Raw genomic sequence first — 15,333 nt, forward strand, 5'->3', positions numbered from 1 at the left:
TGTGTGTGTCAGTACTCGGTGGTCTTTATTAATGATTTAAAAACCTGGCTGCTCTCCGGGCTGGTGGTGCTCCGCCAGTGGATCACGCCGGGGGTGGTTGCCAGCTCAAACGGCTCGTCATCGTGAGCGCGATTCAAAATTCGCGCCGCGCGCCAGGCCATCAGGCTGAGCTGGGGTTCGGCAATACCGAGACGGTGCATCCCGGCATTCACGGCAAACAGGCGGTTGCTCTGCGGGCCGTCCCATTCAAGGGTAAAATCGTTGTTGATGCAGAAGGCTTCATCCTCATCCAGACGCAGTCGGGAAGAGAGCGGGGCGAGAAACGCGGGCTGCACGGCGCGGTAGCCGGTGGCGAAAATCACCACGTCGCTTTCAAGCTGTTCGCGCCCGCCGTCCAGGTGATGCTGGATGCTGAGGCGATGTCCGGTTTCCTGGCGCGTCAGCGCCGTCACCGAGCGGGACGGCATCAGGTGCGCCCAGGGTTTTTCACGCAGCACTTCGAAACGGTGGTACATGGCGCGGTAAATCGCCAGCAGGGACTCGGTGGTGATCCCGTCGGAGGTCATTTTCTGCTCCTGCAACATCTGACGTCGGGCGTCGTCACCGAGGGTCGAGAAGCTGTCCACATACTCTGGCGTGAAATACTCGTTAGCAAACGCGGCTTCATCCAGCGCGTTGTAGTTGTTGCGGCGCGACACCCAGTTGAGGCTCAGCGGCTGGCCCCATTCCCCACGGAAGATATTCAGGAACAGATCCGCACCGCTCTGGCCGCCGCCGACGACGGTGACGCGCTTGCCCGCTAAATCCGGCGTGCGCAGCATCATTTCGCTGGCGTGGAAGCAGGTATCGTCCTGCGCGGTGACGCAGTCTGGCAGATTGATCTGCTTCCCAATCCCCACGCAGACGTGCCGCGCCAGGAAGCGATCCCGCTGGGTCACGATCTCAAACAGGCCGTTTTGCTCATCAAAGCTGACCTGCTGTACCTGCTGGCTGAAGGCCAGGTTGGTGAGGTTATCCGCCGCCCAGCACAGGTAGTCGGCAAACTCCTCGCGCGACACGGTGCGCTGCTCGGTGGTGAGGAAACGGTAGAACTTTTTGCGCTGTACCAGGTAGTTCAGGAAGCTGTGGCGGTTGGTTGGCTCTACGGCGCTGACCAGATCCTTAAGGAAGCTGGTCTGCATATGGCAGTCCGGCACCATCATCCCCGGGTGCCAGGAGAAGTGCGGCTTGCGTTCAAGAAACAGCGAGCTAAAACCGTCCAGCCCCTCCGCCAGCGCGGCAATACTGAGGTTGAACGGACCGATACCAATGCCGATGAAATCATAGGTTTTCATTGCGCTGACTCCCGGGAGGCCAGAAAAAGAGGGTTATCAAGATCGCAGACGTAGTTCGGCAGCATGCGGCTGCCGCCGTCGTGTTCAGAGAAGGTCAGTTTGACCGGGTTGAGGATCACGCGAATAATCTGCGGCTTAAACAGGTCGAACTTCGCGAAGCGCGCCGCAAGATCCGGATGGGCGGCCATATAACGATGTAACACCAGCGCCAGGATCTGATAGAAGCGGGTTTCATTCACGCCGCATTGCAGGGTGAGGCGGGATATAAAGCGCAGCACCGTGACAAAGTTGCCGGTTTGCAGGTCGTGGATGATGTAATCCGCGCTGAGGCGCGCCGTCACCGCTTTTACCTGCTCCGGCAGGCTCTGCGCCTGCGGGAAATCTTCATCCACCAGGCGCATATCGCCCTGGAAATCCTTCAGCAAAATGCGCTGCGGAACGTAATCTTTCATCACCAGCGTGACGTTCTGGCCGTGGGCGATGAGCGCCACCCCGTAGCGACAGAGCAGGTGATAGAAGGGGATCACCGTCGCCTCAAACAGCTTTTCCAGCCATGCGTCAGCGGTTAACCCCGAGCGTTTGATCCATGCGTCAATCAGCGGGCGCCCCTGATTATCGGTTTCCATCAGCGCCGCCATCAGCACCGCCTGTTCACCATCCTGTAAATAGCAGGATGGGTTCTCGCGCCAGATCACCCCCAGCATCTCCTGATAGCGGTACGGCGCCTCAGGCAATGCGGCATAACCCGGATGCGACAGATATCCGGCAGCGGGTTCGCCAAGCACCTGCGCCCCGGAGCGAATCAGCGTGGCATCGCTGGCAAACTGCTGCTGTAGCCAGCGCGAGGCCAGCGGACCGGCGGCAATATACTTGCCCGGAATACCGCGATAGCAGGAGGTGTTGTAGATGGTCAGCGGCAGCTTGATGTCATACGGCGCGCGACGGCTGGCGTTGGTCAGCGTGCGCAGGGACTGCTGCGCCAGATACTCATCGCCGAACTCACCCAGCTCCACCATTTCACCGCGTGCGAGCTGCGCCAGGAAATGAATGGCAATTTTTTGTTGCCACTGCCACGGGTGCAGCGGCACCGGCAGCCAGCTATCATCCAGATCCAGCTCCTGCCAGCGGGCGTCGAACCGCTCGCGCTCGGCATCGTCCATGGCGCTGGAGAGCAGGGCGTTAATATCGCAATCGGTGTCGCTGCTCCAGACCAGACGATCGCGCTGCACGGCGACCCAGTGCAGACGAAAACGCCCGCGATATTCCGGCGCGTACAGGCGCAGGGCATCCAGCCCCCAGCCGCGGCGTCCCTTGTTGAAAATAAACTTCGGGTGACCGCGCATCAGGCACTGTAGCTCGTCCGGGTCAAGGTGGATCAGCGCATCGGCATCCAGCGTTTCACGCGCCTGCAACAGCTGCATGTCGCCCCGCAGCGTGGCGTAGAGATCTTCCATGTGCTCCGCTGTTTGCGCGTCGCTCATCTCCAGCACGGTGGCCAGTTGCAGCAGCGCGTTTTCCGCTTCGACCGCCGCGCCGCTGGTGGTGGTCAGGGTATCAGGGTCAATATGCAGCCAGCCCCAGATCCCACGCGTGGCGCGAAACTGCCAGCACGCGTTGCCCATACTGATGCGCCAGTAGTCCGCCGAATCCGGCTCGGCGCGCAGGGTGCGTTCATATTCCAGTTCGGCGAGGATCTTCGCCACCATCTCGCGGTTCACTTTCTGCCAGAGCGCGTTCACAGTTCCACCTCGTGGAAGAAGCGATGACGCTCGCTCATGATGAGACGGGAGCGTTTGTGCGGGAAGTCGAACTCTTTCACTGTGTCGAAACCGGCGGACGCCAGATGGCGGAACAGACGCTGGTTGTCGAAGCGCGGTTCCGCCACAATGCGCGCCGTGCGCGGTTCATCGAGATACAGATAGTGGCTCAGGCCGCGCAGCCAGCTGCGGATATACTGCGCTCCGCGCCAGTTCTCTTCGCCCACCAGCATATGCAGCCCGCGGTCAAAGGGCTGCCAGCGATAGTGGCGGCCAATGCGGTCTTCCGCCGCCCAGTAGAGTTCAAAATAGCCGAATGGCTGATCGTCAAAGCAGCCGATCACCGGATAGCAATAGGTCGAGTCGAGCTGGCGACGCAGGTAGTTCTCCTGCTCGGCCTGCGGGCCGGCCATCTCCCAGAAAGCGTTCACGCGTGGGGTGTTCATCCAGCGGGTAAAACGCTCGCCGTCCAGCGCCACGTCCGCCACGCGGAAGCTCAGGGTGCGCTTAATCTGCGGATCGTAACGGCGATACACCTCGCCCTGTGGGCGGTGAGGGCGCAGCGGGAAGTACAGCTGACGGCTTTCGTCAAACTGCATTCCGCCGCTCGCCTGCGGGCGTTCGCCTTTCAGCCACAGCGGCAGCTGCCAGAAAATTTCACGCGCCAGATAATCTCCGTGAACGAGGCTAAACAGCGCCTGCGCCTGAGGTTCATCCTGCCAGGCTGCCCACGGCAGGGTAATGCCGGTCAGGGCGGGCGCGGCAACAAACAGCTGGTCGAGGGCGTCCACCAGCCAGCCGTCCGGGAGCCCGGTCAGCCGCTCCAGCACCGCGCAGCCGTCGAGACCCAGCGTCAGCGGCAGGTTTTGTTCCGTGACCGTGCAGCGAAAGCCGTAGCCGGAATGGACGATATTCGCGTTTGCCATCACGCCTTCTCCTTGTAAAACGGGTTGCTAAAGTCGAAATAGATCACCGCCGGATCGACGATGGTGTTTTCGTTGCGATCGTGCAGATAGCAGAAGAAGTTGCCTTTGCAGTTCCAGGTCGGGCTGTCGAGCACATAATCAAGGCTGCGGGTCTGCTTCGCCGTCGTGCGCAGTTCGGCCAGCGCGTCACGCACGCGGGACATCAGGTTCTCTTCGCTGTCGAAACCGGCAGCGGCGAGCGCGGCGGTGACGGCAAGGGTAGAGTTCAGCAGCAGGTAATAAGGGAAGTAGCGCAGCAGCTGGCTCTCACCGAAGCGGTTTTCAACTTCGGTTTCACCTGCCTCATTCAGCCACGCGTCGGCCCCTTCGGTCCAGGCGCTGCCCTGGCAGTCACGGTAGATCAGCCCAACGGGGAAATCCTGCTGCATCTCAACGAGGATATTTTGCTGGTGCGCCAGCAGGACCAGACCGTAGTCCGCCTCGGCGCTGAACAGCGGAAGCAATACGCGGTCGCAGTAGGCGTCCAGCCAGCAGCGCGCGGCCTGGGCGAGGGGTAAGTCCAGACGCTGGCTCAGACGACGCACCGCCGCGCCGAGCAGGCTGTCGCCGCCGTCCGGCGCGGCCTGGGTCAGGCTCACCAGCACGTTGGTTTGCGTTTCAGGGGTATCGAACAGCAGATTGACGCGCAGGGCCATCAGGCTCTCTTCCTGAATGACGCCGTGCTCATCGCGCAGCCCCGCCCAGCCGTCTTCCTGCATCACACGCATGGTCGGGTAGCGCGCCTGAAGTTCCTGCCAGCGTGCCGTTTTCGCCAGCCGCGCCAGGCGCATGCCGCGCTTAACCTCTTTCACCGACAGCGTGCGCACGGAGTTGGTCAGCCGCACGCTCAGGGAAAACTTAATCATGTCGCTGTTGGTTTCACTGTACAGCGAGCGGGAAGAGCTGGTGGGTAGCCATGGCGCACCGGCTTCGCCCAGATCGCGCAGCGCGCCTTTTTCTACCAGACGCTGGCACCAGTCCTGCTCCAGCAGATAGTCGGCCTGCCACGGGTGCATCGGCAGCAGCCAGCAGGTGTCGGTGAAGTGACCGAGAAGAGCCGGCGCGCTCTGCGCTGCAAAGCGCAGCAGACGTTCCCGCAGGGAGACATTCAGGCTGTCGCCGGTAATCAGCTCATGCTCAACCGCAAACCAGCGCAGCGGGAAGCGGGAGGCGAAATCCGGCAGATAGCGACGCGCCTCGGCCTCGTTAAACGGCTCGTGCGACTTTGGGGCAGGATGAAAAGCATGGCCGACCAGCAGCGCCTGTTCCGCTTCGGCAAAGGTCAGCGGCTTATCGCGCAGGTTTGCCCAGTTGTGGCGTAAATCAATGGCCTGCCAGGTGTGTGTATGGCTTTCCAGGACGCGCTGCTTAAAGCGAGCCAGCGTATCGGCATCCAGAGCGCCTTTAACCGTCTCTTTTTCAATAATTAAATCAATCAGTTGATGGAATGTGACCGTGTCACCGCCGTCGCTGTCGGCCTGAATCAGCGTTGCCGGGAAAAGATACTGGTGATGCTGTGTGGGGGAGAAATAGCGTACCGGAACCCGAATGGCCTGGGTTGGGGAGAGCGGGATATGAATCAGTGATAACTCATCCGCACGGGTTGCGGGAAGATAGTGCCAGTCCTTCGTTTCGCGCAGCAGCGCGTTCAAAAAACACTGGGCCGCAACATCTGTACCGGCGGAGCGGGGCAGAGTACGCATAGTTGTACCTCATTCCATGACTGATAATAATTCTCGTTATGATATTCATTCTGTTTACAGTGGCAACTATTTTTGCAATATTTGTTTTCATAAACTTCATAATTTCCACACATTTATTGACATTATCTTCACAATTTTATGCGCACCCGTACCGAGAATCTCACTGACGTTGTGGCCCCCAAAGCTAACTGGCCCCTGGCACTGGGCGCCGGTTTATTAGGTATTGGACAAAACGGTTTGCTGGTCATGCTGCCGCAGCTGGTCTCCCTGACCGGATTGTCGCTCTCCGTCTGGGCCGGGCTGTTGATGTTCGGCTCGATGCTCTTTTTACCCGCATCGCCCTGGTGGGGACGCCAGAGCGAGCGGCACGGCTGTCAGATCGTTATGCTGGCCTCGCTGGGCGGCTACCTGGCGAGCTTCGTCGTGATGGCGCTGGTAGTCTGGGCGATGGCGAACGGCGCGCTGAATGCCCTCTGGGGAATGGCGGGCCTGGTTCTGTCGCGCATGCTGTACGGCCTGACGGTATCAGGGCTGGTGCCTGCGGCCCAGACGTGGGCCATTCAACGCGCGGGGTTGGATAAAAGGATGGTGGCGCTGGCGACGATAAGCTCTGGCCTGAGCTGCGGGCGTCTGCTGGGACCGCCTCTGGCCGCGCTGATGCTCGGCGTCAGCCCGGTCGCACCGCTCTGGCTGATGGCGCTGGCGCCGTTGATTGCGCTGCTGCTGGTGCTGCGCGAAGCCGCCGATCCCCCGCTGCCGCCGGTGGCGCACCAGTCGACGCGGTTACAGGCCTCCATGCTGCCTTTCCTGGTGCTGGCGCTGCTGCTGGCAGCGCTGGTCAGCCTGATGCAGCTTGGCTTATCGCCGCATCTTCATCCGTTATTCAATGGCGATGCCGTGCAAATCAGCCATCATGTCGCGCTGCTGCTAAGTCTGGCCGCCCTGGCGACCCTGGCGGCGCAGTTTCTGGTGGTACGCCCGCAGCATTTTACCCCGAGAGTTTTACTCTTAATTGCCGCAGTGCTGATGGTGGCGGGTCTTGGGCTGATGTCTCTCGCCAGTTTAGCCCTGTTCTACGTGGGCATTGTCATCACTTCGCTGGGGGCCGCCATGGCAACGCCGGGATACCAGCTTTTGCTCAACGATCGGCTGACGACGGGCAAAGGCGCAGGGGTGATCGCCACCAGCCATACGCTGGGCTACGGGGCCAGCGCGCTGCTGGTACCCGTGGTGACGCGCTTTTACGGTGAGCAGTTTTTGATTACTGCCGCATGGGGAATGGCCCTGCTGTTTCTCGCGGTGAGCGTGTGGGTACGATCGACCGATCGTACCCCTTAAACATTAGTGGAACGGATGAGAGGATGTGCTGGCTGCGTCCTCACTTTGCCGCAGACGCTGGAGTGGATCCTGCTGATAAAATTGGCAAAAACGCTGCCACAGCGCCGGGAAGCGCGGGGCAAAAAGCTCAGGTGCGCTAAAGAAATACTCGGACAGCACCGCAAAACACTCGGCGGGATCGGTCGCGGCGTAGGCATCAATGCTGGCCGCGCTTTCACCCACCAGGTCGATCTCATCCTGAATGTTTTCCATCGCCGCGTGCAGGTCGTGCTCCCATCCCGCGACTTCACGCAGCGGGATCAGCGGCACGCCGCTGGCGCGATCGCCGTTACGGGTATCCAGCTTATGCGCCACTTCGTGAATGATCAGGTTGAAGCCCGAGGCATCGAACGAGTCTTGAATATCCAGCCAGTTGAGGATGATTGGCCCTTGCTGCCAGCTCTGCCCGGACTGCACCATACGCTGGTTGTGCACCAGCCCGATGTCATCCTCCCACTCATCATCGACGATGAACGGCGCCGGGTAGATCAGCACTTCGTGGAAGCCATCCAGCCATTCGATACCCAGCTCCAGCACCGGCAAGCAGAAGAGCAGGGCGATGCGCGAATTTTTAAGCGGATCCAGTTCGAAGCCCTGTAGCGGTACCAGCCGTTTTTGCTGTAAAAAACGCTCGGCCAGCTGAATCAGCTTTGATTGCTCTTCAGGCAAGAGATTCGCCAGCACGGGGATCGCCAGAGCCTCATCCCAGGGGAGCGCCATATTTCGACCAGCGTCGTTCGTTTTCCAGGGCCACTTAATCATCGCTTTGCTCGTTACTCGCACGTGAACAAAATGGAAAGGTCAGGGGCTGTTAGCATGCCAACATACTCTCTTAAGCAGTATGACACTCCTCATCGGCTGCATGCAGAGTGGCGGCCTGTTTAAGAGGAATCCAGCCCGCATAAACTATCACTATGTGCCGTCAGGTTGATAGCGCTTTAGGGGTATCCCCTTCATTTTGTGAAGTATGTCGTGCGCGGCTATGATAAATCTCTTCTTACCCTACCATGCTTAAGGATCCCGTCAGTATGCCCGTCAATTTTGACCTCAACGATCTCTATGCCTTCCGCGCTTTACTGGAATACGGCAATTTCCGTCTTGCGGCAGAATCTATCTGCCTTTCCCAGTCGGCGTTGAGTCGCAGAATTGAAAAGCTGGAGGCGGCACTGGGGACAAAACTGTTCGACAGAACCACCCGGCGCGTCACGCTGACCCTGTATGGACAGACCTTTGCCGACCGGTGCGGGCAACTGCTTGCTGACGTGGAGTCCATGCTTTCGGATATCGATAAGGCCAGCGAAGAGCGCACGGGGCTGATCACCGTGGCGACGGTGCCGTCAGCCGCCTGTTACTTTATGCCGGATGTGATCCGCCGCTTTCAGTCCCGTTACCCCCGCGTGCGCATAAAACTGATCGACAGCAGCGCCGGAAATGTTATCGAGGCCGTCACCCGCGGACAGGCGGATTTTGGTATCTGCTTTGCCCGGAGTTTGCAGCCCGACATCGAGTTTGTCCCGCTAGTGGAGGATGTCTACGTGGCCGCCTGCCGACGCGACAGCCCGCTTGCAAAAAGAAAAAGCCTGACGTGGCAGGCTTTTTATCAGCAGGATTATATCGGTCTGGATAAGACCTCCGGCAACCGCAATCTTCTCGACCAGCGGGTCGGGCATATTCGGCCTGAGCGCCCCAGCATCTGCGAAACGCGGCACGTGACGACCATGCTGGGGATGGTTGAAGCCGGGATCGGCATTGCGGCCGTTCCCGCCATGTCAATGCCCCGCGCAGAGCATTCGCTGCTGACGTCGGTACCTTTAACCGAGCCTGAAGTCAGGCGAACCGTGGGGCTGATCCGCCGCCGCGGTCGGATCCAGTCCTATATTGCTGCCGAACTCGAAACGCTGATTACCGAGCAGTATCGCGAGGTGCACTGACGGGCGTTAAGCCCGTTGCCGTAATGACGCTGGCGGCCTGTGGCGAGGCGAGAAAAGTCAGCAGCGCTTTTCCCTGTTCAGGATGGTCGGCCTTCTGCGTTACGGCTCCGGCGAAACGGGTAATGTACTGCATGTCGTCAGGCAACTTACCGACAAACGTCACCCCCGGGACCGGCAGAAGCTCGCTCACCTGCTGAAAGCCGAGGTCGTATTTCCCTTTTGCCACTTCAGACGCCACCGGGATACGCTCAACCCGGTGCGCTTTATCGTGGACCTGGCCGTCTATGCCCAGCTTACGGAACAGCTGGCTCTCAACATACCGGCCGCTGGCGCTGTCGGAATAAGCCATGGAATGCGCCTTCAGCAGCGTTTGCCGCAGGGCAGGCACCGTACTGATATCCGGCACCGGCGCGCCCGCTTTGACGACCATCCCGACGGGCGAATCCGCCAGCTCCACGCGGGAGCCCGCCGCCGTCCTGCGATTCTGTTCCAGTTTCGCCAGCGCATCGCCCACCATAATCACCACGTCCGCTTTTTCGCCCCGGGCGAGCCGGGCCGGAATGGCCTGCGGCGTTTTGCCCATCGACGGGCCGGAGATCACAATGAGCCTGTCGCCGCTTTGCGCTTCGTACTGCGGCGTCAGCTTCTCCAGCGCCGCTTTGAAGCCGCCAGAAATCATCACCGTCACATCCTGCGCAAGCGCGCCCGCGCTGAGGGTGGCGAAGGTCAGGGCGGCAATCACCGTTCTGAATGTAAGCATGAGGGATCACTCCTTAACGGCAGTTTGCAGGATTAACGTGCGACGACGATAGAGATAGAGCGTTGCCAGCAGGGCGCAAACGGCGGCAAAGCTCATCCAGTAGCCCGGGGAAGCTTTGTCGCCGGTGTACTCAATTAAGGCGGTCGAAATCACCGGCGTGAAACCGCCAAAGACCGCCGTTGCCAGGCTGTAAGCCAGCGAGAAGCCCGCCACGCGCACCTCTGCTGGCATGATCTCAGTCAGGGCCGGGATCATCGCGCCGTTATACAGGCCGTAGAGGAAAGAGAGCCACAGCAGCACGGTCAGCATCATTGAGAAGCTCGGGGCTGCGGCCAGCATCGTCAGCGCCGGATAGCTGGTCGCCAGCGCCAGCAGCGTCATAGCGATCAGCACCGGTTTACGCCCGAAGCGATCCGACAGCGCGCCGCCCACCGGAAGCCAGATGAAGTTGGACACCGCCACCAGCAGCGTGACCAGAAGACTGTCCGACGCGCTAAGCATCAGGACTTTTTTACCGAAGGTCGGCGCGTAAACGGTGATCAGGTAAAACGCGGTGGTGGTCATCGCCACCATCAGCATGCCCGCGACGACGACCGGCCAGTTGGCGAGCAGCGTTGTGAAGACCTGACGCATCGCCAGATGGTGGCGACGGGCGCTGAATTCCTCGGTCTCTTCGAGCTTGCGGCGCAGGAAAAAGATGAACGGCACAATCAGACAGCCAAACAGGAACGGAATACGCCACCCCCATTCGCGAATGGCACTCTCTTCCAGCACCACATTCAGCGCGAAGCCCATCGCCGCCGCGATCATAATGGCGACCTGCTGGCTACCTGACTGCCAGCTGGTATAGAAACCCTTGCGGCCCGGCGTGGCGATCTCCGCCAGATAAACCGAAACCCCGCCCAGCTCGGCACCTGCCGAAAAACCCTGCAACAGGCGGCCGGTCAGCACCAGCAGCGGTGCCCACAGGCCAATGCTCTGATAAGAAGGGATCAGCACAATCAGAAAGGTTCCGGCGGCCATAATCGACAGGGTGACGATCAGCCCTTTACGGCGGCCCACTTTATCAATGTAAGCCCCCAGCACAATGGCCCCGATCGGACGCATCAGGAAGCCCGCGCCAAAGACGGCGAAGGTCATCATCAGTGACGCAAATTCACTGCTTGCCGGGAAAAAAGTATGGGCGATGTAGGTGGCATAAAAGCCGAACAGAAAGAAGTCGAATTGCTCAAGAAAGTTGCCCGACGTGACGCGGAAAATCGCGCCCGCTTTCGCACGAACCGTTGCAGGTGAGGTTGAGGAAACCATGATTATCTCCAGTTTTATAGCGACGTTATGCTCGTCTGTTTCTGAAAACTGGATCAGGAAGTGGAAATTAATAAGCGCAAATAGCGCATAAACCGATGCGTGTGGTGCATTAATGACAATGCGTTGACCAGTATTTACATATTCAACAATAACTTAACATTTCGATGATCTTTTATTTACCACGTTTCGCTAAGTCGCTGATATATCAGTTTTGTGACACCGCGCAGATGAGAAGCCAGGCGGGGCCTGGCTTGGGATTATCAGCGCAGCGCGTTCGCAATCGCGCTAAACATCAGCGACGCTTCCAGCGGCTGGGCGCTGAATGACGGCTCTGCCTGCGGCCAGGTGGACCACTGGACGATAACCAGATTTTCTTTCTGATTAACCATGATCATCTGCCCAAAAATACCCAGCGCCCACAGGGAATCCTTCAGCGAATTTTCGACTTTCGGCTCCACATTTGTGGCGGTGGCTGGCACTTCATTGTTCCACCACTGGTAGCCGTACAACCCCTTCGGATGCGCCTCGGACACCGATCCTTTGGCCTGTGTCCAGGCTGAGGACTGTTTCACCCAGCCCTCGGGGAGGATCTGCTTTCCGTCCGGCAGGGTACCGTTATGCAGGATAAACTCCCCGAAACGCCCCCAGTCTTCCAGCGTGGCGTTGAACCCATGCGCACCCACGTCGTGCTGGCCTTTGCTGTAGGCATGCCACACGCCGTCGCTCGCCATACCGTACGGCTGCCAGATGCTTTTCTCCAGATACGCCGCGAGCGTCATGCCGGTGGCGCGCTCAAGCACATCGCCTAACAGCCAGGCACCACCCGAGGAATAGGACCAGTTTTCGCCCGCCGGGTGTTCACGGTGTAACCCCTTCACCAGGGTGCGCACACAGTCGTAGGTGCCCGGTTTCGCTTCGCATTCGGTAAGCCGGGCGAAGTCAGATTGCGCGTTGGTGTAATCTTCAGTCCACGCCACGCCCGAGGTGTGGGTGATGAGCTGTTTCAGCGTTACGCCCTCCCAGGCGGTGCCTTTTAAATCCGGTTCGTATTGGGTGACAAGGTCGTCCAGGGAGTGGATTTTCCCTTCTTTAATCGCAACACCCACCAGCGCGGAGACCACGGATTTGCCCACGGAACGCGATGTCCAGAGCGTAGAGTCGGTATTGCCTTCTCCCAGATATTTATAGGCCACTTTGCCATTTTTCAGCACCAGCATGCCGCTGACGTTCTGGCGTTTCAGGTAATCCTGAAGATTGTAAATCTTACCCTTCACCTGATAGCGGGCATCGATGAGCGGTTTTTCTGCGGGCAGCAGTGGCGTAGCGTTGCCGTGGCGGAACACATCGCCCGCGTAGTTGCGGTAGTCATTGCGAAAGCCCACCACGCGATCGGCCTGGCTCCAGGTGAGCATGGTATGTGCGTCCGGGAGTCTGGCATCGAAAGGCGCCGGACAGGTCGTGAGTTCGGTACCGTTGCAGGCCGCCATGACGGCGGGCGAGAGCAGGCTGCTGATAACCAGCGCCGCGAGCAGCGTGCGGTTTGTTTTGATTTTCATATTTATCTCGTTTGGCTCAGGAATGACTTCAGTTTAAGAACCTGAGGCCTATAATAAAAAACGCGTTATGGGGGAAAATCCCCCGGAAAAATCGCGTGGAGAATGACGTGGCATCACTGATCTATTCCTTTGCCCAGCTTGAGGCGTTCACCGCCGTCGCTGAGCACGGCAGCCTGATGAAGGCGGCCAGTAAACTCGGCAAAGATCGTACAACCCTGCGGGATCTGATCGATTTCCTTGAGGATGGGCTGGGCTACGCGCTGTTCCTGCGGGAGGGGCGTAGCCTGCGCCTGACGCCGGAGGGGGAGCAGCTTCAGCGGCAGGCGCACCTGCTGATGCGGCAGGTCAAAGCGTTTGAGGCGTTTGCCCGTACGGTGCCGGACAGCGCCACGCAGGACATTGCCCTCGTTTACGATCCGTTCACCCCCAGAGCCTTTTTGCAGGCGCTGATCGCTACGCTGGCGACGAAAAAGATCCGCCTGAGCCTGACCAGCGCATCGCGCAATGAGGCGGAAGCCATGCTGGCGAGCGGTCAGGCCGATCTGGGCATCTGCCAGGCGCGCAACCGCAGCGTGGGCAATGAGATGGAGTGGCGGGCGCTGGGGGCGATCGAAATGGATTTTTACGCCGCAACGGCGCTTTTTGCGGAGGTTGCGTCGCCGGTGTCGCTGCTCGATCTCTCTCTGGTTCCACAGGTGGTTATGCATGCCGCGTCAGACGAGCCGGTTGCCCGTCGCCTGCAAATTTCAGGGCACACGCTTTTCACTAACGAACTGGAGATGCTGCGCGGCCTGCTGGAGCAGGGCTGCGGCTGGGGATTTTTGCCGACCCATCTTCACGCAACGCAGTGGAAAAACGTAAAAAGGCTGCCCACCGAAGTGGGCAGCCAGGGGATAAGCCAGACGGTGGTCACCATCTGGAAGCCGGGCAGCGACAAGCGCGGGTTGATCAACGATACGCTGTCGCAGCTTCCGGCGTTATGGAAACGCTCAGCGCTGTGAGCACCCTTTGCACTGTTTATTCTGGATCTCCTGGAAGAAGTCGTTGCCTTTGTCATCCACCAGGATAAACGCCGGGAAGTTCTCCACTTCAATTTTCCAGATGGCTTCCATTCCCAGTTCAGGATACGCCACGCACTCCAGACTCTTGATGCTGTTTTGCGCCAGTACCGCCGCCGGGCCGCCAATGCTGCCGAGGTAGAAGCCGCCGTGCTTATGGCAGGCGTCGGTGACCTGCTGGCTGCGGTTACCTTTGGCCAGCATGATCATGCTCGCACCGTTGGATTGCAGTAAGTCTACGTAGGAGTCCATACGCCCGGCGGTGGTCGGGCCTAAGGAGCCAGACGCGTAACCTTCTGGCGTTTTCGCCGGGCCTGCATAGTAAATCGGGTGATCTTTAACGTACTGCGGCAGTTCTTCCCCGTTGTCGAGCAGCTCTTTCAGCTTCGCATGGGCGATGTCGCGCGCCACAATAATGGTGCCGTTCAGCGACAGGCGGGTGGAGACAGGGTGCGCGGAAAGCTGCGCCAGAATGTCGGGCATCGGCTTGTTCAGATCAATGCTTACCACGTCGCCTTCTCCCTGCTGGCGCAGGGATTCAGGAATATACTGGCCCGGATTGTGCTCCAGCTTCTCAATCCAGATCCCCTCGCGGTTAATCTTCGCCTTGATGTTGCGGTCAGCGGAGCAGGAGACGCCCATGCCGATCGGGCAGGAGGCGCCGTGGCGCGGCAGACGGATTACGCGAATATCGTGCGCGAAGTATTTCCCGCCAAACTGCGCGCCCAGGCCGAGGTTTTGCGCTTCCTGAAGCAGTTCCAGCTCGAGCTGGACGTCGCGGAACGCCTGGCCGTGCGCGTTGCCTTCGGTTGGCAGGCCATCGTAGTAGCGCGCAGAGGCGAGCTTGACGGTTTTCAGCGTGGCTTCCGCAGAGGTGCCGCCGATAACGAAGGCGATATGGTAAGGCGGGCAGGCCGCGGTGCCCAGGGTCCGCATCTTCTCAACCAGATAATTTTTCAGCTTCGCCGGGGTGATCAGCGCTTTGGTTTCCTGATATAGATAAGTTTTGTTGGCGGAACCGCCGCCTTTCGCCATGCACAGGAATTTATACTCGTCACCATCAACGCTGTAGAGGTCGATCTGCGCGGGCAGGTTGGTGCCGGTATTCACCTCTTTATACATATCCAGCGCCGCATTCTGCGAGTAGCGCAGGTTGTCTTCAATATAGGTGTTATACACGCCCTGACTCAGCGCCGCTTCGTCGCCGCCGCCGGTCCAGACGCGCTGGCCTTTCTTACCCATAATGATTGCCGTACCGGTATCCTGACAGGTGGGCAGCACGCCTTTCGCCGCAATTTCGGAGTTGCGCAGGAATTGCAGGGCAACGTACTTATCGTTCTGGCTGGCTTCCGGATCGTTAAGAATGGCGGCAACCTGCTTCTGATGAGACGGACGCAGCATAAACGCGGCGTCGTGGAAAGCCTGCTGCGCCAGCAGGGTCAGGGCTTCCGGCTCCACTTTCAGCATTTCCTGACCGTCGAACTCGGCAACGGAGACATGCTCTTTGGTCAGCAGATAGTATTCGGTGTCGTCATGCGCGAGAGGGAAGGGGTTCTGGTAAATAAAGGGTTTGTTTGACATAGC

At 59.4% G+C, this 15,333-nt stretch carries 12 protein-coding genes; 3 read left to right on the top strand and 9 right to left on the bottom strand.

The genetic code is table 11. The features are described from left to right. Positions 1 to 8 precede the first annotated feature (8 nt). Genes SK53_RS02305 through SK53_RS02320 form a run of 4 tightly spaced genes read right to left on the bottom strand, consistent with a single transcriptional unit; the run spans position 9 to position 5,759 of the window. Positions 9 to 1,334, bottom strand: coding sequence for a lysine N(6)-hydroxylase/L-ornithine N(5)-oxygenase family protein (locus tag SK53_RS02305; protein ID WP_048208413.1), 1,326 nt, complete (start codon positions 1,332 to 1,334; stop codon positions 9 to 11). Continuing rightward, positions 1,331 to 3,073 (bottom strand): IucA/IucC family protein, encoded by a 1,743-nt coding sequence (gene iucC, locus SK53_RS02310; RefSeq protein WP_075262505.1) that lies wholly within the window; start codon positions 3,071 to 3,073, stop codon positions 1,331 to 1,333. The genes SK53_RS02305 and iucC overlap by 4 nt, the downstream gene beginning before the upstream one ends. Next, positions 3,070 to 4,017, bottom strand: a complete 948-nt coding sequence (locus SK53_RS02315; protein ID WP_003859536.1) for a GNAT family N-acetyltransferase — start codon at positions 4,015 to 4,017, stop codon at positions 3,070 to 3,072. Before SK53_RS02315 ends, iucC begins: the two co-directional genes overlap by 4 nt. Continuing rightward, positions 4,017 to 5,759: an IucA/IucC family protein gene (locus tag SK53_RS02320; RefSeq protein WP_048208415.1), complete on the bottom strand. Its 1,743-nt coding sequence runs from the start codon at positions 5,757 to 5,759 to the stop codon at positions 4,017 to 4,019. Before SK53_RS02320 ends, SK53_RS02315 begins: the two co-directional genes overlap by 1 nt. 138 nt (positions 5,760 to 5,897) lie before the next feature. On the opposite strand from SK53_RS02320, the gene SK53_RS02325 reads away from it, so the two are divergent. Then, positions 5,898 to 7,097 carry an MFS transporter gene (locus SK53_RS02325; protein ID WP_048208416.1) on the top strand — a complete coding sequence of 400 codons (1,200 nt, stop codon included), beginning with the start codon at positions 5,898 to 5,900 and terminating at the stop codon, positions 7,095 to 7,097. A 3-nt stretch (positions 7,098 to 7,100) separates the two neighbouring features. On the opposite strand, the gene mtfA is transcribed toward SK53_RS02325, so the two are convergent. Continuing rightward, positions 7,101 to 7,898: a DgsA anti-repressor MtfA gene (gene mtfA, locus SK53_RS02330; RefSeq protein WP_003859539.1), complete on the bottom strand. Its 798-nt coding sequence runs from the start codon at positions 7,896 to 7,898 to the stop codon at positions 7,101 to 7,103. 266 nt (positions 7,899 to 8,164) lie between these two features. Here mtfA and SK53_RS02335 point away from each other — a divergent pair, with 266 nt between their 5' ends. Beyond that, on the top strand, positions 8,165 to 9,067 hold the full coding sequence (locus tag SK53_RS02335; protein ID WP_003859540.1) for an L-proline-binding transcription factor PsrA: 903 nt from the start codon (positions 8,165 to 8,167) through the stop codon (positions 9,065 to 9,067). Here SK53_RS02335 and SK53_RS02340 read toward each other — a convergent pair. From SK53_RS02340 to SK53_RS02350, 3 genes are all read right to left on the bottom strand, one after another. Beyond that, the gene (locus SK53_RS02340; RefSeq protein WP_048208418.1) at positions 9,039 to 9,827 is read right to left on the bottom strand and encodes a substrate-binding domain-containing protein; all 789 of its coding nucleotides are present in this window, start codon (positions 9,825 to 9,827) and stop codon (positions 9,039 to 9,041) included. The two genes, SK53_RS02335 and SK53_RS02340, sit on opposite strands and share 29 nt — an antisense overlap. Before the next feature lie 6 nt (positions 9,828 to 9,833). Next, positions 9,834 to 11,135 (bottom strand): MFS transporter, encoded by a 1,302-nt coding sequence (locus SK53_RS02345; protein ID WP_003859542.1) that lies wholly within the window; start codon positions 11,133 to 11,135, stop codon positions 9,834 to 9,836. Between the two features lie 260 nt (positions 11,136 to 11,395). After that, the gene (locus tag SK53_RS02350) at positions 11,396 to 12,691 is read right to left on the bottom strand and encodes a serine hydrolase domain-containing protein (RefSeq protein WP_048208420.1); all 1,296 of its coding nucleotides are present in this window, start codon (positions 12,689 to 12,691) and stop codon (positions 11,396 to 11,398) included. Between the two features lie 95 nt (positions 12,692 to 12,786). On the opposite strand from SK53_RS02350, the gene SK53_RS02355 reads away from it, so the two are divergent. Then, on the top strand, positions 12,787 to 13,692 hold the full coding sequence (locus tag SK53_RS02355; protein ID WP_048208421.1) for a LysR family transcriptional regulator: 906 nt from the start codon (positions 12,787 to 12,789) through the stop codon (positions 13,690 to 13,692). Here the strand turns inward: SK53_RS02355 and fumA are convergent. Then, positions 13,681 to 15,330 carry a class I fumarate hydratase FumA gene (gene fumA / locus SK53_RS02360; RefSeq protein ID WP_048208423.1) on the bottom strand — a complete coding sequence of 550 codons (1,650 nt, stop codon included), beginning with the start codon at positions 15,328 to 15,330 and terminating at the stop codon, positions 13,681 to 13,683. The genes SK53_RS02355 and fumA overlap by 12 nt on opposite strands. Positions 15,331 to 15,333 lie beyond the last annotated feature (3 nt).

It is taken from the genome of Enterobacter sp. MGH119 (assembly GCF_001037675.1).
GTDB classification, from domain to species: Bacteria; Pseudomonadota; Gammaproteobacteria; order Enterobacterales; family Enterobacteriaceae; genus Enterobacter; species Enterobacter hormaechei_C.